The 20,311-nt window shown below is 70.8% G+C and carries 17 protein-coding genes; 10 read left to right on the forward strand and 7 right to left on the reverse strand.

Translation table 11 applies throughout. From position 1 onward, the window contains the following. From nadC to ACZ4VW_RS13875, 7 genes are all read left to right on the forward strand, one after another. Entirely contained in the window at positions 1-1,020 is a 1,020-nt protein-coding gene (gene nadC, locus ACZ4VW_RS13845) for a carboxylating nicotinate-nucleotide diphosphorylase (protein WP_467961783.1), read from the forward strand. Beyond that, positions 1,020-1,826, forward strand: a complete 807-nt coding sequence (locus tag ACZ4VW_RS13850; RefSeq protein ID WP_355113080.1) for a type III pantothenate kinase — start codon at positions 1,020-1,022, stop codon at positions 1,824-1,826. Before nadC ends, ACZ4VW_RS13850 begins: the two co-directional genes overlap by 1 nt. A 221-nt stretch (positions 1,827-2,047) precedes the next feature. Continuing rightward, positions 2,048-2,617: a hypothetical protein gene (locus ACZ4VW_RS13855; protein WP_467961902.1), complete on the forward strand. Its 570-nt coding sequence runs from the start codon at positions 2,048-2,050 to the stop codon at positions 2,615-2,617. Between the two features lie 14 nt (positions 2,618-2,631). Beyond that, positions 2,632-2,808, forward strand: coding sequence for a hypothetical protein (locus ACZ4VW_RS13860; protein WP_467961785.1), 177 nt, complete (start codon positions 2,632-2,634; stop codon positions 2,806-2,808). Positions 2,809-2,943: 135 nt separating this feature from the next. Continuing rightward, positions 2,944-3,390, forward strand: a complete 447-nt coding sequence (locus tag ACZ4VW_RS13865) for a BlaI/MecI/CopY family transcriptional regulator (protein WP_467961787.1) — start codon at positions 2,944-2,946, stop codon at positions 3,388-3,390. A gap of 9 nt (positions 3,391-3,399) precedes the next feature. Beyond that, positions 3,400-3,927, forward strand: a complete 528-nt coding sequence (locus ACZ4VW_RS13870) for an amino-acid N-acetyltransferase (RefSeq protein ID WP_467961789.1) — start codon at positions 3,400-3,402, stop codon at positions 3,925-3,927. Positions 3,928-4,072: 145 nt separating this feature from the next. Further along, positions 4,073-4,408, forward strand: coding sequence for a histone-like nucleoid-structuring protein Lsr2 (locus tag ACZ4VW_RS13875; protein WP_147979058.1), 336 nt, complete (start codon positions 4,073-4,075; stop codon positions 4,406-4,408). Here the strand turns inward: ACZ4VW_RS13875 and ACZ4VW_RS13880 are convergent. Continuing rightward, on the reverse strand, positions 4,387-4,977 hold the full coding sequence (locus ACZ4VW_RS13880; protein WP_467961791.1) for an SCO3374 family protein: 591 nt from the start codon (positions 4,975-4,977) through the stop codon (positions 4,387-4,389). The two genes, ACZ4VW_RS13875 and ACZ4VW_RS13880, sit on opposite strands and share 22 nt — an antisense overlap. Positions 4,978-5,440: 463 nt before the next feature. Here ACZ4VW_RS13880 and ACZ4VW_RS13885 point away from each other — a divergent pair, with 463 nt between their 5' ends. Continuing rightward, positions 5,441-7,966 carry an ATP-dependent Clp protease ATP-binding subunit gene (locus ACZ4VW_RS13885; protein ID WP_467961793.1) on the forward strand — a complete coding sequence of 842 codons (2,526 nt, stop codon included), beginning with the start codon at positions 5,441-5,443 and terminating at the stop codon, positions 7,964-7,966. A 129-nt stretch (positions 7,967-8,095) separates the two neighbouring features. On the opposite strand, the gene ACZ4VW_RS13890 is transcribed toward ACZ4VW_RS13885, so the two are convergent. Genes ACZ4VW_RS13890 through ACZ4VW_RS13900 form a run of 3 tightly spaced genes read right to left on the reverse strand, consistent with a single transcriptional unit; the run spans position 8,096 to position 14,582 of the window. Next, positions 8,096-11,005, reverse strand: a complete 2,910-nt coding sequence (locus ACZ4VW_RS13890; protein ID WP_467961794.1) for an NACHT domain-containing protein — start codon at positions 11,003-11,005, stop codon at positions 8,096-8,098. Continuing rightward, positions 11,002-11,331 (reverse strand): trypco2 family protein, encoded by a 330-nt coding sequence (locus ACZ4VW_RS13895; RefSeq protein WP_467961796.1) that lies wholly within the window; start codon positions 11,329-11,331, stop codon positions 11,002-11,004. The genes ACZ4VW_RS13890 and ACZ4VW_RS13895 overlap by 4 nt, the downstream gene beginning before the upstream one ends. A gap of 38 nt (positions 11,332-11,369) precedes the next feature. Continuing rightward, the gene (locus tag ACZ4VW_RS13900) at positions 11,370-14,582 is read right to left on the reverse strand and encodes an NACHT domain-containing protein (RefSeq protein WP_467961798.1); all 3,213 of its coding nucleotides are present in this window, start codon (positions 14,580-14,582) and stop codon (positions 11,370-11,372) included. 491 nt (positions 14,583-15,073) lie between these two features. Between ACZ4VW_RS13900 and ACZ4VW_RS13905 the strand changes: the two genes are divergently transcribed. Then, positions 15,074-15,802 (forward strand): M23 family metallopeptidase, encoded by a 729-nt coding sequence (locus ACZ4VW_RS13905; protein ID WP_467961800.1) that lies wholly within the window; start codon positions 15,074-15,076, stop codon positions 15,800-15,802. Positions 15,803-15,815: 13 nt separating this feature from the next. On the opposite strand, the gene ACZ4VW_RS13910 is transcribed toward ACZ4VW_RS13905, so the two are convergent. Further along, the gene (locus ACZ4VW_RS13910) at positions 15,816-16,373 is read right to left on the reverse strand and encodes a TetR/AcrR family transcriptional regulator (protein ID WP_467961802.1); all 558 of its coding nucleotides are present in this window, start codon (positions 16,371-16,373) and stop codon (positions 15,816-15,818) included. A gap of 130 nt (positions 16,374-16,503) precedes the next feature. On the opposite strand from ACZ4VW_RS13910, the gene ACZ4VW_RS13915 reads away from it, so the two are divergent. Then, a complete protein-coding gene (locus ACZ4VW_RS13915) occupies positions 16,504-18,084 on the forward strand; it encodes an MDR family MFS transporter (protein ID WP_467961804.1) in 1,581 nt (526 codons plus the stop codon). Positions 18,085-18,217: 133 nt separating this feature from the next. Here the strand turns inward: ACZ4VW_RS13915 and cseC are convergent, their stop codons facing one another. Continuing rightward, a complete protein-coding gene (gene cseC / locus ACZ4VW_RS13920; RefSeq protein ID WP_467961904.1) occupies positions 18,218-19,705 on the reverse strand; it encodes a two-component system sensor histidine kinase CseC in 1,488 nt (495 codons plus the stop codon). Beyond that, positions 19,594-20,298, reverse strand: coding sequence for a two-component system response regulator CseB (gene cseB / locus ACZ4VW_RS13925; protein WP_467961806.1), 705 nt, complete (start codon positions 20,296-20,298; stop codon positions 19,594-19,596). The genes cseC and cseB overlap by 112 nt, the downstream gene beginning before the upstream one ends. Between the last annotated feature and the right edge of the window lie 13 nt (positions 20,299-20,311).

The following is a 20,311-nucleotide window of genomic DNA, read 5'->3' on the forward strand; positions in this document are numbered from 1 at the left end:
GTGAGCACGCCAGAGGAACGCCGTCCCCAGCCCGTGGACGTACCCCTGATCCAGATCAGCACGCCCGCCGAGAGCGCCGGCGGCTGCGGTGACGGCTGCGGCTGCGCCGAGGGCGACGAGGTGTACGAGTGCGGCCTCGACCCCGCGCTCGCCCAGCTGCTCGCCGACGCCGGGCTGGACCCGGTCCAGGTGGAGGACATCGCCCACCTGGCCATCGAGGAGGACCTCGACGGCGGCGTGGACGTGACGACCGTCGCGACCGTTCCCGAGGACGCGGTCGCCACGGCCGACTTCACCGCCCGCGAGGCCGGGGTCGTCGCCGGTCTGCGCGTCGCCGAAGCGGTCCTGTCCATCGTCTGCACGGAGACCTTCGAGGTCGAGCGGCACGCGGAGGACGGCGAGCGCGTCGAGGCCGGCCAGAAGCTGCTCTCCGTCACGACCCGCACCCGCGACCTGCTCACCGGCGAGCGCAGCGCGCTGAACATCCTGTGCCGCCTCTCCGGCATCGCCACCGCCACGCGCGCGTGGGCCGACGCGCTGGAGGGCACCAAGGCCCGGGTCCGGGACACCCGCAAGACCACGCCGGGCCTGCGGGCGCTGGAGAAGTACGCGGTGCGCTGCGGCGGCGGCGTCAACCACCGCATGTCGCTGTCGGACGCGGCGCTGGTCAAGGACAACCACGTGGTGGCGGCCGGCGGGGTCGCGCAGGCGTTCAAGGCCGTACGGGAGCTGTTCCCGGACGTCCCGATCGAGGTCGAGGTCGACACGCTGCGCCAGGTCCGCGAGGTGCTCGACGCGGGCGCCGACCTCATCCTGCTCGACAACTTCACCCCCATGGAGACCGAGGAGGCCGTCGCCCTGGTCGCCGGGCGCGCGGTCCTGGAGTCCTCCGGCCGTCTCACGCTGGAGAACGCGGCGGCGTACGCGGCGACCGGCGTGGACTACCTGGCGGTGGGCGGGCTCACCCACTCCTCCCCGATCCTCGACATCGGCCTCGATCTGCGCGAGGTGCGGGCCTGATGCTGCTCACCATCGACGTCGGCAACACGCACACGGTTCTCGGTCTCTTCGACGGCGAGGAGATCGTCGAGCACTGGCGCATCTCGACCGACCCGCGTCGTACCGCCGACGAGATGGCGGTCCTGCTCCAGGGCCTGATGGGCATGCATCCGCTGCTGGGCGTGGAGCTGAGCGACGGCATCGAGGGGATCGCGATCTGCGCGACCGTGCCCTCGGTCCTGCACGAGCTGCGCGAGGTGACCCGGCGGTACTACGGCGACGTCCCGGCGGTCCTGGTCGAGCCGGGCGTCAAGACGGGCGTGCCGATCCTCACCGACAACCCCAAGGAGGTCGGCGCGGACCGCATCATCAACGCGGTCGCGGCGGTCGACCTCTACGGCGGCCCGGCGATCGTGGTCGACTTCGGTACGGCGACGACGTACGACGCGATCAGCGCGCGCGGAGAGTACGCGGGCGGGGCGATCGCGCCCGGCATCGAGATCTCGGTCGAGGCGCTGGGCGTCCGCGGCGCCCAGCTCCGCAAGATCGAGCTGGCGAGGCCGCGCAGTGTGATCGGCAAGAACACGGTCGAGGCGATGCAGTCGGGCATCGTCTTCGGCTTCGCGGGCCAGGTCGACGGCGTGGTGGCGCGCATGAAGCGCGAACTGGTCGGCCGGGACGGCGACCCCTCCACGGTGACGGTGATCGCGACGGGCGGCCTCGCCCCGATGGTCCTCGGCGAATCCACCGAGATCGACGAACACGAGCCCTGGCTGACACTGATCGGCCTGCGCCTGGTGTACGAACGCAACGTCTCCCGCATGTAGCCCCGGGGGGCCGGGGCCGCCCGGGGCGAAGCCGCTCGGCCCCGCGCCGCCGGCCGCCGTTTCGGGGGACCGCGCCCAGGCCCCCGCGGGGTCCCGGGCCGACCGCCCCGCCCGATGCGCCGCCCGCCCGAGGGCAACGCGCCGGATGATCGGTAAACGAAATTTGTCCGATTAGCGCGTATTGTCACCTCATGCCCACGCCATACGGATCCCGCGGCGGCATGGCGTTCAGTGCGGACGAGCTGCGTGTGCTCCGACGCGCCCTTGCCACCGCCCTCAACCCTGCCCCCCTTCCGGACGAGGACGTCCAGGACTGCCTGCGCCTCGCCGAATCCGTGGACGACGCCGTCCGCGAGGCCGGCCGGCTGCGCGCCTTCCTCCTCGCCGACCTGGCCCGCTACCGCGAGGCGCTGCCGGGTTCGCTCCCCGGCTATCTGGAGTTCCTCCAGGACGCCCTCGCCGCCGGCTACGACCCCGCGGCCGACGATCTCGCCGCCCTGCGCGCCCTGCGCGCCAACCCTCGGGCGGCCGCCCTCCTGGAACGCTGCCAGGTGCTCGCCGAACGCTCCGTGCGGGCCCGCCTCGCCCGCGCCACCGGGGCCGTCACGCCCGCGCCCCGCACCCGGCTGCTCGCCCTCCCCGGCGGCCGCTGCGCCGCCGACGAACCCAAGCCGGGCGCCCCGAAGCCACCCGTCCCGTCCAAGCGGCCGGCGCCCAAGCCCTCCGAGGTGTTCCCGCCGCGCCGACGCCCCGTACCACCGCCCCCGCCCGAGGAACGCGTCGCCGGATAGCTACTCTGGTCGGCATGGACTACGTATCCGCGCTCCTGCCCCCGGTCGTGATGGCCACGTTCTTCATCTGCCTCGTCGTCACGATCGTGAAGAGCCAGGGCGGCCCCAACAAGGCCAAGGAGGATGCGGCCGTGGACGCCGCCCTCGCCCGCGCCGAGGCCACCCGCCAGACGGACGGCGGCGTCTCCTAGTCCCACCCCGACCCCTGGGCCGAGTCCCCGGCCCGCACCGAGGACGTACGACAGTTTTCATGTCGTACGTCCTTTTTGTTGCGTTTCCTCCGTCAATAACCATCCGTTACCGGTTGGCGGACTATGGTGGGCCATGTGCCCCGTCAATTGGGAGAGCTCGAAGACGCCGTCATGACACGCGTCTGGCAATGGAACCGACCCGTGACCGTCCGGGAAGTCCTGGAAGATCTCCAGCAGGAACGGTCCATCGCCTACACCACCGTCATGACGGTAATGGACAATCTCCACCAGAAGGGCTGGGTGCGAAGGGAAGTCGACGGCCGCGCCTATCGATATACGGCGGTCTCCACCCGCGCCGCCTACTCGGCCGCACTGATGAACGAAGCCTGGTCCCAGAGCGACAACCCCGCCGCCGCCCTCGTCGCCTTCTTCGGCATGATGTCGAGCGAGCAGCGCGAGGCCCTCAGCGACGCCCTCCGTATCGCCGGGCACAACATCCCCGAGGACCCGGCCCCGCCCGCGGAGAGCGCCGGGACGACCAGCGGCGAGGGCGACGGCGGGACCGCGGGTCCGGGGCGATAACGTCCCCTCATGTCGTCGTCCTCCACCGGTTCAAAAGCCGTGACCGTTCGCCGTGCCCGCACCAGTGACGTCGCCGCCGTGCGCCGGCTCGTCGACCCGTACGTCACCCGGGGCATCCTGCTCGACAAAGCGACGGTCACCCTTTACGAGGACATCCAGGAGTTCTGGGTCGCCGAACGCGACGAGGACGCGGTCGTGGTCGGCTGCGGCGCACTCCACGTGATGTGGGAAGACCTCGCGGAAGTGCGTACTCTCGCGGTCGATCCGGAGTTCAAGGGCGCGGGCGTCGGACATCACGTGCTCGACAAGTTGTTGCACACCGCCCGATGGCTCGGGGTGCGCCGGGTATTCTGCCTGACCTTCGAAGTCGACTTCTTCGCGAAGCACGGCTTCGTCGAGATCGGTGAGACTCCCGTCGACGGAGATGTCTACAGTGAGCTCCTGCGTTCCTATGACGAGGGTGTCGCCGAGTTCCTGGGTCTCGAACGAGTGAAGCCGAACACCTTGGGCAACAGCCGGATGCTTCTGCATCTGTGATCGGGGCGAGCGCCCCGGAACCCTATGTCCGAATCGCGCACGTTTCCCGCGTTGCCGGGCTTCTGAACCTCTGCCAGGGGTTTGTGTTTTTCCGGGAAAAGCGGTTTCCTTTCCGCGTACTGCATTTTCGATGAAAGGAAATCCGGTGGCACAGAAGGTTCAGGTCCTTCTTGTCGATGACCTCGACGGTGTCGAGGCGGACGAGACCGTGACGTTCGCGCTGGACGGCAAGACCTACGAGATCGACCTCACCACCGCCAACGCGGACAAGCTCCGTGGCCTGCTCGAGCCGTACACCAAGAGCGGTCGGCGCACCGGTGGCCGCAGCGCCGGTACGCGTGGCAAGGGCCGCGTCGCCGCCGGTGGCAGCCCGGACACCGCGAAGATCCGCGCGTGGGCCAAGGAGAACGGTTACAACGTGAACGACCGCGGCCGTGTCCCCGCGGAGATCAAGGCGGCCTACGAGGACGCGAACCGCTGAGGCGTCCGCTGCTGAGGCGCCGATCCGTGAGGGCGGGCACTCAGCAGCCGCGCCCGGTGGCACTCCGCGGCGGCGGCGGCCACGAGCCGTACGAGACAGGGGGCGCCCGCATCGCCCCGCGCGGCGGCCCGCAGAGCGGGCAGCGAGTCCTCCCCTGCCGGGCCGGGCTCGGGGGCACGCAGCCACACCGCGGCGCCCGGCGCGCCGGAACCGCTCCGTCCTGGGGGAATGGGGGCGGTCATCCGGCCGCCCGCGCCCAGCGCGACGAGATCCAGTGAGATCCCGCCCCAATCCAGCCAGTCGAGCAGCCCCGGCAGCTCCTCCGCGCTTCCCGGGGCCACCAGCAGGCGCATTCTGCGGCCCATGAGAGCCACCGGCCCGGTGGCGGCGCCCACCCTGCGCAGTACCGCCCGCCCGGCGGGGGCGGGCAGCTCCAGGACGTCGAAGCGCATCCCCGTGACGAGCTGCGCCGGCGGGCCGTCCACGACCGCCCAGCCGAGCTCGCGCTCGTACCACCGCACGAGGTCGCCGTCGATCGGCGAACGGGGGAGCGGGACGGTGAGGGCCATGTCCGGGGAACTCCCGCGGCGGCGCGTTGGTTACGCCCGTGATGACCCTGCGTCCGCGATCCGATGCGCTGAGTGTCCATGATGGGGGCGTACGGGTGCATTCGAGAGCGCAAGGATGTTCGCCCGTAGCGGAGGGAACCGGGGTGTGCCGCATGGAGTGTCAGTGCTTACGGGTAAGACATTCCTAGTGAGGAGGGGCGACTCCGCGGGCTTTGGCGTCTCACGTTCGCCATCGGCGTACAGATGGCGCGGGTAACTGCTTGGCCTGCGGGAACATCGTCTCGCACCATCGGGTTGGAGCATTTGTCGGCTGTTCGGCAGCAGGTCTCCCCGTAGATACGGGGGTGATCCGGACGGATGTCGGCAGTTGGAATGAGCGGTCCCCGCTTGCGGGACTAAGCTGCGGAAGGACAGGGAGGGGATCGACCCCTAACTGACTGACCGCTCTGAGGAGCGATTAACGATGTTCGAGAGGTTCACCGACCGCGCGCGGCGGGTTGTCGTCCTGGCTCAGGAAGAAGCCCGGATGCTCAACCACAACTACATCGGCACCGAGCACATCCTCCTGGGCCTTATCCACGAGGGTGAGGGTGTCGCCGCTAAGGCCCTGGAGAGCCTCGGGATTTCGCTCGAGGCGGTCCGCCAGCAGGTTGAGGAGATCATCGGGCAGGGGCAGCAGGCCCCGTCCGGGCACATCCCCTTCACCCCGCGTGCCAAGAAGGTCCTGGAGCTGTCGCTCCGCGAGGCCCTCCAGCTCGGCCACAACTACATCGGCACCGAGCACATCCTGCTCGGCCTGATCCGCGAGGGCGAGGGCGTCGCCGCCCAGGTCCTCGTGAAGCTGGGCGCCGATCTCAACCGGGTGCGGCAGCAGGTCATCCAGCTGCTCTCCGGCTACCAGGGCAAGGAAGCCGCCACGGCCGGCGGTCCTGCCGAGGGCACTCCCTCGACGTCCCTGGTCCTCGACCAGTTCGGCCGCAACCTCACCCAGGCGGCCCGCGAATCCAAGCTCGACCCGGTCATCGGGCGCGAGAAGGAGATCGAGCGGGTCATGCAGGTGCTGTCCCGCCGTACGAAGAACAACCCGGTTCTCATCGGCGAGCCCGGCGTCGGCAAGACCGCCGTCGTCGAGGGCCTGGCGCAGGCCATCGTCAAGGGCGAGGTGCCCGAGACCCTCAAGGACAAGCACCTCTACACCCTGGACCTCGGCGCGCTGGTCGCCGGCTCCCGCTACCGCGGTGACTTCGAGGAGCGCCTGAAGAAGGTCCTCAAGGAGATCCGCACCCGCGGCGACATCATCCTGTTCATCGACGAGCTCCACACCCTCGTGGGTGCGGGCGCCGCCGAGGGCGCGATCGACGCCGCCAGCATCCTCAAGCCGATGCTGGCCCGTGGTGAGCTCCAGACCATCGGTGCGACCACGCTGGACGAGTACCGCAAGTACCTGGAGAAGGACGCGGCCCTCGAGCGCCGCTTCCAGCCCATCCAGGTCGCGGAGCCGTCGCTGCCGCACACGATCGAGATCCTCAAGGGCCTGCGCGACCGGTACGAGGCCCACCACCGGGTCTCCATCACGGACGAGGCCCTCGTCCAGGCCGCGACCCTGGCCGACCGGTACATCTCGGACCGCTTCCTTCCGGACAAGGCGATCGACCTGATCGACGAGGCCGGCTCCCGGATGCGCATCCGCCGGATGACCGCGCCGCCGGACCTCCGCGAGTTCGACGAGAAGATCGCCGGCGTCCGCCGGGACAAGGAGTCCGCGATCGACTCCCAGGACTTCGAGAAGGCGGCGTCTCTCCGCGACAAGGAGAAGCAGCTGCTGGCGGCGAAGGCCAAGCGGGAGAAGGAGTGGAAGGCCGGCGACATGGACGTCGTCGCCGAGGTCGACGGCGAGCTGATCGCCGAGGTCCTCGCGACCGCCACCGGCATCCCGGTCTTCAAGCTGACCGAGGAGGAGTCGAGCCGCCTGCTGCGCATGGAGGACGAGCTCCACAAGCGCGTCATCGGCCAGAAGGACGCGGTCATCGGCCTCTCGCGGGCGATCCGTCGTACGCGCGCCGGTCTGAAGGACCCGAAGCGTCCCGGTGGCTCGTTCATCTTCGCCGGTCCGTCCGGTGTCGGTAAGACCGAGCTGTCCAAGGCGCTCGCCGAATTCCTCTTCGGCGACGAGGACGCGATGATCTCCCTCGACATGTCGGAGTTCAGCGAGAAGCACACGGTTTCCCGTCTCTTCGGTTCTCCCCCCGGATACGTGGGTTACGAAGAGGGCGGTCAGCTCACCGAGAAGGTGCGCCGCAAGCCGTTCTCCGTCGTCCTCTTCGACGAGGTCGAGAAGGCCCACCCCGATATCTTCAATTCCCTTCTCCAGATCCTGGAGGACGGTCGGCTGACCGACTCCCAGGGCCGGGTCGTGGACTTCAAGAACACGGTCATCATCATGACGACCAACCTCGGGACCCGGGACATCTCGAAGGGCTTCAACCTGGGCTTCGCCGCTCAGGGCGACACGAAGTCCAACTACGAGCGGATGAAGGCGAAGGTCAGCGACGAGCTGAAGCAGCACTTCCGCCCTGAGTTCCTGAACCGTGTGGACGACATCATCGTCTTCCCGCAGCTCACCCAGGACGACATCCTGCAGATCGTCGACCTGATGATCAGCCGGGTGGACGAGCGCCTCAAGGACCGGGACATGGGCATCGAGCTCTCCCAGTCCGCGAAGGAGCTGCTCGCCAAGAAGGGTTACGACCCCGTGATGGGCGCCCGGCCGCTGCGCCGGACGATCCAGCGCGAGATCGAGGACTCGCTCTCCGAGAAGATCCTCTTCGGCGAGCTGCGCCCCGGTCACATCGTGGTCGTGGACACCGAGGGCGAGGGTGAGGAGAAGAAGTTCACCTTCCGCGGCGAGGAGAAGTCGGCGCTGCCCGACGTCCCGCCGATCGAGCAGGCGACGGGCGGAGCGGGCCCGAACCTCTCGAAGGACGCGTAAGCGCCCGATCGCGTGACAGGGGCGGCCCCGGACTCGGAAGAGTCCGGGGCCGCCCCTTTTCCGTCACGGAACCACGTCACGGAACCACGGCATGGACCCCCGCCCCGGGCCCCCGCCCCGGATCCACGATCACGGTTCGACGGTGAGGCGGTCGCCGAAGGGAGCGCGGCCGAGGACGTTCCGCTTGGCGAGACCTTCGATCTTCACCTCCAGGCCGGTGACCGCGTGCAGCGGCGCCACATCCAGGCCGGCCCCCTCGAGGACGGGCGCGCGCAGCGTCAGCCGCCGCAGGCGGGGCAGCTTGGCGATGACCTCCAGGTCGGCGGGGCCCAGCGTCACCGTGTCGATCAACAGCGTGCGCACCCGGCTCAGCTCTCCGAGGTGTGTCAGATCCGCCAGCCGCGCGCACCGCTGCAGCGCCAGCGAATCGAGCACGGCCGAGAAGGGTGTGAGCACGGAGAGATCCACCACGTGCCCGTTGTCGGCGATCGTGAGCCCGCGCAGCGGGTGCCCGTCGAGCCGGGCCGCCATCTCGGCCGGGGTGTAGTCGCCCTGCAGGATCAGATCGGGAGCGTGCCGCAGCAGGGGCAACTGGGCCAGCTGGTCCCGGTTCCTGACGAAGAGCGCCATGCCGTCCAGCGGGATACGGGCCAGGATCTCGCGTGCGTACTCCTCCGCGGGGAAACGCGACCAGTTCAAGGTCAGCTGGAGGGCGTGAGCCTCCTCCGCGTAGACACGGGCGTACGGGATGGCCGCGGCGCCGCCGATCTCGCAGATGAGGGGGAGCGTCATGTTCGGGAGGTTCTTCGGGTCCCGCCCCGGCAGGTGGGGCAGCACGGAGGCGCCGAGGCGCGCCAGCTGGGTCAGCTGGCCGGGGCTGCGGGGAGGCAGTACGGACTTCACCGCCTTGGTGACCCGGTGGTGCAGCGGTTCCGCCAACCAGGCCGCGTGCTGCGCGCACAGGGCCGCCAGGACGTACAGCGTCGTCTTCAGGTCCCGGTCCCGGCACCCCGAGCCCGCCGCGAGCAGGCCCTCCACCAGGACGGGGAGCTCGCGCCGTGAGCAGTGGCCGGCCGCGAGCAGCAGCACGTCGTGCCACTGCTGCTCCCGCGCGTGGCGCAACAGCTCCGGTACGAGGTCGTCCTCGACGAACTCCTTCGCGGCCAGAAAATCCTGGAACGTGCGGTGCGCGAACTGGAAGACGTCGTCCGTCCGCTCCTGGAGCAAACCGCTGCGGTTGAGGAGGTGGGTGAGGATCTCCTGGGGCGTCCCCTGGGCCTGGACCCGCGGCATCCCCGACAGCGCGCGGTTCAGCTGATGCAGCGCCTGCTGCCGGGTGAACTCCGTCTGACCGCCCCGGACCAGCCAGGCGGCCAGCCACTGGAGCAGCTGCTGGTGCTCCTCCACGGACATCCGGATGCCGTCGGGGGCGTCGATCCGGCGCCGGTCGTCGCGGGTGCCGAGGAGCAGTCGCAGGGCCGACTCGTACAGTGCCCAGCGTGTCTCGGGCAGGAACCCCTCCCGTAACCGGTGGAGCGCGCAGATGACCGCGCACAGCAGCGGGGTGCGGGCGAGGTCGGACAGGGCGGGGTTGTGCCGGAACTGCTGGGCGAGGTCCCGTTCCAGTGCGCTCAGGTGCTCCGCGTCGCCCTCCAGCCGCGCGGCGTCGTGCCAGGCGGCGACGAAGGACTGGATGTCCTGGTCCCGCATGGGGAGCAGGGCCAGTTCCTCGAAGCCCTCGTCGGTCAGCCACTCCGGCTCCACGGCCAGCGGCCGCACGGTCGCCACACAGCGCGTACGGGGGAAGCGGGCGAGGAGCCCCGAGAGCCAGGCGTGGGCGGCCTCCCGGTCCCGCGCGGGCACTTCGTCGAGACCGTCGACGAGGATCAGCGCCCGGCCGTCGGACAGGACGCGGCCCGCCCAGCCGTCGGGCGCCGGATCGACCATCAGACCGGCCACGCCGGGGAGCTCGGCGGGGGAGGGAAAGCCGGAGCCGCGGGCGCGGAGCGTCCGCAGCGGGACGACGAACGGCACGAGGCCGTTCAGCTCGGCGAGCTGCGGCCCGAGGGTTCCGGCCGCCGCGTGGGCCGCCAGCCACCAGACCAGGGTGGTCTTTCCGGCGCCGGCGTCGCCCCGGAGGAGGACGCGCGGCCGGGAGGCGAGCAGTTCGTCGATGCGCCGGGGGACGGAGGCGGCGGCCTCCGAGTCCCTGGAGGTGGCCTCCAGGGTGAGGTAGGCGGTGTCCAGGTCCCAGGAGGCGCCGCGCCGGCCGAGTTCGTCGAGTCCGAAGACCTTGGTCCGCCGGTAGGCGGCGCCGACGGCCTCCCCGTACTCCTGCTCGTACGCCGAGTCGGTCGAGCTGTGCCGGGTGAGGGCGGTGAGCGAGGAAAAGCCGCGGCCGGTGGCCTGGGTGAAGGCGACGAGGAACTCGCCGTTCGCGGCGATGGCGCTCATGGGCACGCACTCCACCCGCCGGTGGCCGCGCCCCCGCGGGACCTCCCTGACGATGCCGAGCAGCCCGTCGTCGGCGACGACGGGCCCTCCCGACAGCCCGGCGAGGGGCGAGCTCCCGTCGGCGGGTTCGACGGCCGGTGGCGCATCGAGCTCGACGACCATCGTGCGGCGGACGAGGCCGGCCAGGGGGAGCAGCGTGCCCCGGTACTGGTCGATCTCCAGCTTGCGGCCCTCGTCGTACCGCTGGACGCGGGGGTAGCCGAGGATCTCGCAGCCGGGCAGCGGCCGGTCGGTGGCGAGCAGGCTGATCTTCGCCCGGTACGGGTTGCCGCGAGGAGGGACCAGGCTCTCCGGGGCCTGGAGCAGCGCGGCGTCGAGCCGTTGGTCCGACCAGATCACCTGGCAGAGGGTCCGCTCGGCGCGGCCGGGCACGGACACCCAGGCCGTGTAGGCGGTCAGCAGCACATGGGCGCAGGTGAGGACGGTGTCCTCGGTGAGCAGGACACCGCTGCCCTGCCGTCCGTGCTGCTCGGAGTGGACGACGACGGGGAGCCGTACGGAGGGGCTCGGGGCGTGGGCCGTCAACGCGTCGGCCCGTCGCCGAAGTCGGAGGTGTCACCGGCGTCCTCGTTGCCGACGAACCAGGGCCCGTTCGTGGCGGGGTTGCGCGGCTTGAGGGTGAAGGAGACGCGATGGGTCTCGCCCCGGGTACGGGAGGCGTCGGCGCCGGCCTCGACGACCCATGCTTTGACCTTCGTGCCGCCCTTCACCTCCTTGCGGAGCTCGATGGTGAACTCCATCTCTATGTCGCCCATTTCGAAGGCGACGGCCTTCCCGGTGGCGCGGGTGGCGGCCTCGACGAGTTGGTCGCGTACGGATTCGATGGCGTCGGCGAGTTCGATGTCGGTCATGATCGGGAACGTACCGGGGGAGGCCGGGCGCGGTCAGCTCATGTGTGGACTTGGACGGTGGGGGAGAGGTTCTCGGTGCCGAGGAACCGGCCGCCGAAGCCGAGGACGAGGGCGAGTCCGGCCAGAGACGCCAGCGGCGTGAGGTCGTGGACCTGCCCTTCGGGGCCGCCCACGATGTGCAGCTGACGCAGGGACGGGAAGGCCCGGGCGATGACGTCCAGAGGTGCCGGCGCGCCTCCGCAGTGCACGTACAGCGTCTCCGCCCGGGGCAGTCGCACCGAGTCCGGAACATCTCCCAGGACCTCGGCGGGCAGCGAGAGGTACGAGAGCCCTCCCAGGGCGGCCACCGCACACCAGTCCGCCTCCGTCATCGACGAGATGTCGGGGAGTGCGAGCCCACCGAGACGGGTCAGGCGGCGGAGAAAGGCAAGCCCTCCCTCGGGGCGGTCGACGAGCGAGAGAGTCCGCAGCTCGTTCTCGGGGGGAAGGGATCCCAGGACCTGGACGAGAGACCCCGGGAGCCGCAGTCTCCGCGCCCTGCCGATCCCTTCGCGCAGCAGGTCCACGCCGCCGATGGTGACGCCCGGGCGCAGGTCGAAGCCCTCGGGGCGCAGTCCGAGGCGCACGATCTCGGCGGCCTGCTCGTCGGAGACGACCGTGAAGTCCAGGGACTCCGTGTCGAGCCGGGCGATGATCTCCTCCGCGTAGGGAGCCGTCGCGAACCTGGACCAGCCCCACATCAGTTGGGACCGGACGCCGAGGTCCGGATGGTCCACGAACCGCGCGAGGTACGGCAGCGTGGCGTCGTCCGTGATGTGGGTCGCCGTGATCACCACGGACAGCGCGGTTTCGCCGTCCAGGCCCTCCGGGCCCGGCAGCAGGTCCAGGACCGCCCGCCCCACCGACGCCAACTCCCGCGCCTCCTCCGGTCCGGACGGCGGGATCACCGCCGCCGTCCGTGCCAGAATCCGCTCCCGGATCTCCGGTGCCACCTCCGTGGCGTGGTCCAGCGCCGTCGCGGCGACCACCAGGATCCGCAGCCGGGTACGGCGGTCCTTCGCCGCGTCGACGGCGCGCAGCAACTCGTCGAAGATCTCGGCGCATTCGCGTGGGCGGGCGTGCCCGACGGCCATGCGGATGACGTCCTCCCACTGGTCGTCCGCCGCGTGCCGGACGAGGACGCCGATGTCCCACTGGTCCACCAGAGCCTTCGCCGCGAGGTAGTCCTGGAAGGTGCGGTGGACGAAGTCGACCGTGTCGGCGGTCGGTTCGCGCAGCAGGCCGCTGCGGTGGAGCAGGTGGGTGAAGACCGCCCCCGGGTCGTACGCCGCCGCCTCCGTGATCGCCGGCACGGCCGACCGTACGACGGACTCGGCGTGCGAACGGTCCATCTGGGTGCGCCCGTTGAGCGTCAGCCAGTACGCGAGACGCTGGACGAGCTGGATCTGGGCGGCTTCGCCGAGTTCGATCCCGTACGGCGTGCCCATGTCCCGCTCGCGGTCCCTGCGCGAGAGGAGCATCGACAGGGCCGCCTCGTACAGCGCCTTGCGACCGCGCGGCAGGAAGCCGCGCCTGTCGCGGTGCAGGGCGCAGATCAGGCCGCACATCAGGGGGTTGGTCGCGAGCTGGGCGACGTCCGCCGTCGTGCGCAGGGCGTCGAGGAGCGGCTGCTCGTACGGGGCCGCCTCCGGCCCGGCCGCCCGGTGCCAACGGCGGACGAAGGTGGTGACCTCGGCGGAGGACATGGGGGAGAGGGCGAGCTCGGCGAAGCCGTCGGAGGTCAGCCAGTCGTCGCGCACGGCGGTGGGGCGGGAGGTGACGAGCCAGCGGTTGCCGTCGTAGGAGTCGAGGAGGTCGCGCAGCCAGCGGCGGGCGCGGTCGCGCTCGGCCTCGGGGATCTCGTCGATGCCGTCGACGAGGATCAGCCCGCGCCCGGCGGCCAGGACCCGGTCGGCCCAGCCCTCCGGCGGGGAGAGCGGGCAGCCGACGGCGGAGAGGAAGCGGTCGGGGGCGGGGAGCCGCTCGCCGTGGCGGGTGAGGGCGCGGAGGGGGAGGACGAAGGGGATCCGGTCACGGAGGTACGCCATGTCGTCCGCGAGGTCCTCGCGTGCGGCCGAGACGGCCAGCCACTGTACGAGGGTCGTCTTGCCGGAGCCGGCCGGACCGCGTAGCAACGCCTTGTCCTGCCGGGCGAGGACCTGATCGGCGCGTCCGCTCGCGACGGCGCGCAGCAAGCGGCCGGTGGCGGCGCGGAGGGTGTCGCGCTGCTCGGCCGACATGGTCAGCAGCTGCCTCATCAGCTCCCGCTGCTCGGCCGTCGGCGTCGGCTCCAGCGTCTCCAGCGTCTTCGTCGGCTTCTGACGCGCCGCCGGGGAGGCGGAGCCGGCGCCGGTGCCCGTGGCCTCGTCCAGGGAGGCCGCGGCGGCCGAGACCGCCTCGCGGAGGGAACGGTGGAGCCCGTCCACCTCCTCGTTCGGTCCGGCGATCCGGCTCCCGAGCCCGCTCCCCGCCCCGGACCACGCGTCCGCCCCCGCCCCCGTCTCCGTCGCCTCCAGCGACAGGTACGCCACGTCCAGCGGCCACTTCTCCGGCGCGTCCCGCAGGTCCACTCCGTAGATCGTGAGGCTGCCGTGCTTCCTCGTCACGTACGCCCGGTAGCGGCGCTCGAACTCCGCGTCCCGCCCGTCCGGCCGTGGCGAGCGGCGGATCAGCTCGTCGACCTTGGCGATCAGCTCCGCCTGGCCACGGGTCTGCTCGACCAGCGTGCGGGCCACGAACGTGGAGCGCTGCGTGAAGAAGTCCAGGATGTGCAGGCAGGCCCACTCGACGAGGGAGTCGAGGAAGTGGGCCGAGTCCGTCGACAGGCCGTCGGGCGCCGGGGCGGCGGCCCGCAGGTGGCGGGCGAGTTCGCGGTGACCGAGGCGGACCGCCTGGACGTCGTCCATGTCGAGGTCGCCGAGGGCGAGGAGCGTGGTGGCCAGGGTGTCGGTGAGCGCCTCGGCCTCGTCGGCGGGGAACGGGGGCTCGCCCGGGCCCGTGCGCGCGCGCTCGACCAGGGTGGCGGCGAGCTTGCGGACGTCCTTGTCCGTCAGGGTCCGCTGCTCGCCGCGGAAGGAGACGAGCCGGGAGAGCCGGACGGGCTTGCGGGAGCCGGTGAGACCGGCGCCGGGGCCGTCCGTGACCAGGAGTTTCCGCAGGAGCGGGCCGATCGCCGCCGACGCGAGGCGGGTGCCGATGAGCGCTGGTTCCACGTACGTCCCCCGAACGTCCGCTGAGCAAGATCGTGTAACGCCCACCGTAGTCGGGGACGCCCTTCCAGGGGTGCCGGTCGCGTGACCCAGATCGCATTCGGGAGCAGCCCGCCGTGACAAGGCGCACAGGCGTTTTGGGCGGTACTAGCCGGAATAGTGCTGTCGTTTGGTGTCGATTCGGGACGTTCCGGGCCGGGTGGTCGGGACTTTGGTCCTCAAGGGGCGCGAACCGTGCGAGAGGCGGGCCCTCCGCCGTATCAGGACAGGTCCGACGTGCGGATAAACCGCTTCTCTTGTGCCGCTTTGTCCGATTTCCGGGAGGGGTTTCAGGGGTCGTCAAGACCTGAACATCCGAGGAGATCGCTACGACGTGATGTCGTAGATGGGGTGTTTTACCCCGACTGGGGGTCCGGGTTACCAAGGAACAGCAACAGCAAGCCCGGCGCGCCGCTCGCGTCGGGTCCCGTTCTGTCCCGGAGGTTTTCCCCCGTATGTCGAAGCGCGTCATGAACCCCGCCGCCCGTATCACCGCCGTCGCTCTCGCCACCGCGGGTCTGGGAGCGTCGCTGGTGGCCGGAGCAGGGTCCGCCTTCGCCGCCGAGGGCAAGGCCACCATCGCGACCACTGCCGCGACCGGTGCGTCCGCTGCCGTCGCCGCGCAGGCCGATGCCCAGGCCCAGGCGGCCGCCAAGGCCGCCAAGGCCGTCAAGGCGGCAGCGGCCAAGCAGGCGGCCGCGAAGCAGGCCGCGGCCAAGAAGGCCGCCGTCAAGAAGGCCGCCCCCGTGGCCGCCAAGAAGAACCCCGCCTGGGTCAAGCCGGTCGGCTCCTACACCCTGACCGCCAGCTACAACCAGGGCGGCGCCATGTGGGCCAGCAAGCACTCCGGCCAGGACTTCGCCGTCCCGGTCGGCACCCCGGTCAAGGCCGCCGGTGCCGGCACCGTCGTGAAGGCCGGCCCGAACGGCGGCGGCGACGGCCCCGCGTACGGCAACGCCATCGTCGTCAAGCACGCCAACGGCAAGTACTCGCAGTACGCGCACCTGTCGAAGATCAACGTGCACCTCGGCCAGAAGGTCGCCGCCGGCCAGAAGATCGCCGCGTCGGGCAATACCGGCAACTCCTCCGGCCCGCACCTGCACTTCGAGATCCGTACGACCCCGAACTACGGCTCCTCGCTGAACCCGGCCGCGTTCCTGCGTTCCGTCGGCGTCACCATCTGACCCGGGGAACGCCTCACCGCGCGCTGTGCGCCTGGGTGATCAGTTCGAGGGCGATCTCGAGGACGGCTTCACGCTTCTCCTCGGGGTCGCCCTCGACGTTGTCCATGAAGAACATCCCCGCGTGCAGGGTGAAGATCGCGCTCACGCAGCGGACCCGGTCGATCACGGCGAACTCCGGCTCCTGGATCAGGTTGCTCAGTTCGAGCATCCGCTCCTTGAAGGTCAGGCCGATGCTCAGCTCGCGGACGGCCGCCTGGTTCTCCTGCATGAAGCGGAACAGCGGGGCCGCGCCGATCAGGGACTCCTGGTAGCGGCGCAGGATCTCCTCCCTGACCTCCAGCGTGCGCGGCTGCTCCCGCGCCCATGCGATCAGCTCGTCCACGGGCCGGGTGAGGTCCTGGAAGATGCCGATGATGATGTCTTCCTTGGTCTTGAAGTGGTAGTACAGCGCGGCCTTGGTGACATCGAGGTGCTCGGCGATCTCACGCAGCGAGGTCTTCTCGTAGCCCTGCTGCGCGAAGAGTTCGAGGGCCACGTCCTGGATGCGCTGCCGGGTGTTGCCTCTGGCCATGGTCCGCTCCCACACACTCTTACTTGCTTGACGACCGGCTAGTTACGGGTCTACCGTCCCCCAGTGTAGTAACTAGCCGGGCGGCAAGTAAGTGCCCGGGGAGTGTGGCGGGAATGGTGGGGAGCGGAACATGGCGACGACCGAACCAGTGAAGACGTCCGAGGAGGGGGCAGGGGAGCCGCGGCCGCGCAGCGTGCGCGTCGTCCTTCTCGCCCTGATGATCGCGATGCTGCTCGCGATGCTCGACAACATGATCATCGGCACCGCCATGCCGACGATCGTCGGCGAACTCGGCGGCCTGGAGCACCTCTCCTGGGTCGTCACCGCGTACACGCTTGCCACCGCCGCCTCGACCCCCATCTGGGGCAAACTCGGCGACATGTACGGGCGCAAGGGCGTCTTCCTGACCGCGATCGTGATCTTCGTGATCGGCTCCGCGCTCAGCGGTATGGCCCAGGACATGGGTCAGCTCATCGGCTTCCGCACGATCCAGGGCCTCGGCGCCGGCGGCCTGATGGTCGGGGTCATGGCGATCATCGGCGACCTGATCCCGCCCCGCGAGCGCGGCAAGTACCAGGGCATGATGGCCGGCGTCATGGCCCTCGCCATGATCGGCGGACCGCTGGTCGGCGGCACCATCACCGACCACTGGGGCTGGCGCTGGTCCTTCTACATCAACCTGCCCCTCGGCGCCGTCGCCCTCGCGATGGTCACCGCCGTGCTCCACCTGCCCAAGAAGCAGCGCGACCGCTCCATCCGCATCGACTTCCTCGGCGCGGCGCTGCTGACCGTCGGCATCACCGCGATCGTCCTGGTCACCACCTGGGGCGGTACGGAGTACGCCTGGGGCTCCTCGACGATCGTCGGCCTCTCGGTCACCGGCGCCGCCGCGCTCGCCGCCTTCCTCTGGGCCGAGACCCGCGCCGCCGACCCGGTCGTCCCGCTGCACATCTTCCGCAGCCGCAACTTCACCCTCATGTCGGTGATCGGCTTCCTCACCGGCTTCGTGATGTTCGGCGCAGTCCTCTTCCTGCCGCTCTACCAGCAGTCCGTGCAGGGCGCGTCGGCCACCAACTCCGGCCTGCTGCTCCTGCCGATGCTGCTCGCGATGATGGTCGTCTCGCTGATCTCCGGCCGGATCACCACCAACAGCGGCAAGTACAAGATGTTCCCGATCATCGGTACGGCGCTGATGGTGATCGGCCTGTTCCTGCTCGCGCAGATGGACACCGGCACCTCCCGCCTCACCTCCGGGATCTACATGGCGGTGCTCGGCGCCGGCATGGGCTTCCTGATGCAGATCACCATGCTCGTCGCGCAGAACAGCGTCGAGATGAAGGACATGGGCGTCGCGTCCTCCGCGACCACCCTCTTCCGCACCCTCGGCTCCTCCTTCGGTGTCGCGATCATGGGCGCGCTCTTCACGAGCCGCGTCCAGGACGAGATGGCGGCGCACGGCGGCTCGGACCTGACCCAGCAGTCCGCCCAGCTCGACGCGGCCTCCCTGGCGAAGCTGCCGGCCGCGCTGCGCGAGGCGTACCAGTACGCGGTCTCCGCCGGCATCCACTCCGCCTTCCTGGTCGGCTCGGCGGTGGCGGTCATCGGCTTCGTCCTCGCCTTCCTGGTCAAGGAGGTGGCACTGCGCGGCGCCGGTCCGGCGCAGAAGCCGCGGGCCTCGGAGGATGAGCCGAAGGTCGCCGAAACGGTCTGACCGTCCGTCGTACGTGAGAAGGCCCCCGGCGACCGTCCGCCGGGGGCCTTCGCGCGTTCCGTACGCGCCCTCGGTCCGCGCCCTCGGTCCGCGCCCTCGGTCCGCGCCCTCGGCCTCGTCCGCAGTCCGCGCCTCAGTCCGTGAACTTGATCATCGGGAAGCTGCCCGTGTTCGTCGGAGCGTGGTCCGGGAGCCAGAGCACCGCGATTGCCCCGCCAGCCCCCTCCGGGGTGCCCTCGGGCGCCGCGTTGCGGAAGGTCAGCCGGGCGCCGAGCACCCGGGCCTGTCCCGCCGCGATCGTCAGCCCGAGCCCGTGGCCCTGGCCCGCGCGGTCGCTCGCGCCGGTGCGGAAACGGCTCGGGCCCTCGCGCAGCAGCGCCTCGGGGAAACCGGGACCGTGGTCCCGGACCCGTACCACCCGGCCCTCGACCGTGACCTCGACCGTCGGCTTGCCGTGCTTGGCCGCGTTCGCGAGGAGGTTGCCCAGGATGCGCTCCAGGCGGCGCGGGTCGGTGTTGACCCACGACTCGTGGACGACGTGCACGACCGCCCGCGGGTCGAGCGCCCGCACCCGGCGCTCCACGAACTCCCCGAGCGCGATCTCCTGGAGCTCGGCCCGCTCCGAGGCGCTGTCGAGCCGGGCGACCTCCAGGACGTCCTCGACCAGTGTCCGCATGGCCTGCGCCCGGTCCCGTACGAGCTCCGTCGGGCGCCCGGGCGGCAGCAGCTCCGCCGCCGTGAGCAGGCCGGTCACCGGGGTGCGCAGCTCGTGCGCGATGTCGGCGGTGACCCGGCGCTCGGCCTCGATCCGTTCCTGAAGGGCGTCGGTCAGGGCGTCCACCGCGCGGGCCAGCTCGTCCGTCTCGTCGCGTACGACTCCGCCGATCGCGTCCCGTACCCGTACGTCCGTGTTGCCCTGCGCGACCCGGCCGGCCGCCGCCGCGGCCTTGCGCAGCCGGCGCGACAGCTGGCCACCGATGAGCACACCGAGCGCGCAGCCGCCGAACACCACCGACACCGAGCCGATGACCAGGGCCCGGTCCAGGTCCTTCATGATCGCCGTGCTGCGGTCGGCGAACGGGATGTGCAGCGACAGCACGTCGCCGTTGGCCAGCGGCACGGCAGCCCAGACGTCGGGCGGACCCCCGCCGCTGTGCTCCTGCACGTACGTCCCGCGCCGCTTGTCCCGCATGAGCTGGTCCAGCTGCGGCGGCAGCATCGGATCGTTGATCTTCGTGCCGAAGCGGGGCTCCTTCGGCTTGGAGCCCTCGTACATCCGCTGCGCGAAGAGGAGCCGCTCCATCTGCACCTCGCGCGCGTTGTCGAGCATCGACACCCGCGCCGAGTTGTGGACCACGAGGCTGAGGGTCACCGCGATGAGCGCGCCCACGGCCGCGATGGCCACGGCGATCTTCCAGCGGACCCCCGTACGCAGGGCGAGCGGCTTCACCGGTGTGCCGCGCGTGCGGGCGGGGCGGCGCGGCCCGAGCGGGACTTCACGACCACGACCTAGCCCTTGAGCTTGTAGCCGAAGCCGCGGACCGTCTCGATCCGGTCCTGGCCGATCTTGGTGCGCAGCCGCTGGACATGGACGTCCACCACGCGGGTGTCGCCACCCCAGCCGTAGTCCCAGACCCGCTCCAGGAGCTTGTCCCGCGACAGGACCGTGCCCGGCGCCGACGAGAACTCCAGCAGCAGGCGCATCTCCGTCGGCGTCAGCCCGACAGGCGCACCCCCCTTGCGCACCTCCATGCCCTCGGTGTCGACCTCCAGGTCCCCGAAGACCAGCAGCCCGCCCTCGGGCGCGTCCGCACGGCCCCCGTCACCCGCGGCCGGTCCACCGGCGTGCCCGAAACGGCGCAGCACGGCCCGGATGCGGGCCACGAGCACGGACCCCTCGAAGGGCTTGGTCACGTAGTCGTCGGCCCCGGCCTCCAGGCCCAGGACGACGTCGATGGAGTCGGCGCGCGCGGACAGCATGATCACCGGCACGCTCGACTCGTCACGGATGCGGCGGCAGAGGCTGACGCCGTCCATGCCCGGCAGCATGACGTCGAGCAGCGCGATGTCGGGCCGGTCCGCCCGGAACGCCTCGAGCCCGGACAGCCCGTCGGGCATGGCGGTCACCGTGAAGCCGTCCCGCTCCAGGGCGAGCTGGGTGGCTTCACGGATCACGTCGTCGTCCTCGACGAACAGCACATGGGTCTCGGCCATCGTGCGCCTTCCC

This window comes from Streptomyces sp. NPDC029139, from assembly GCF_055564335.1.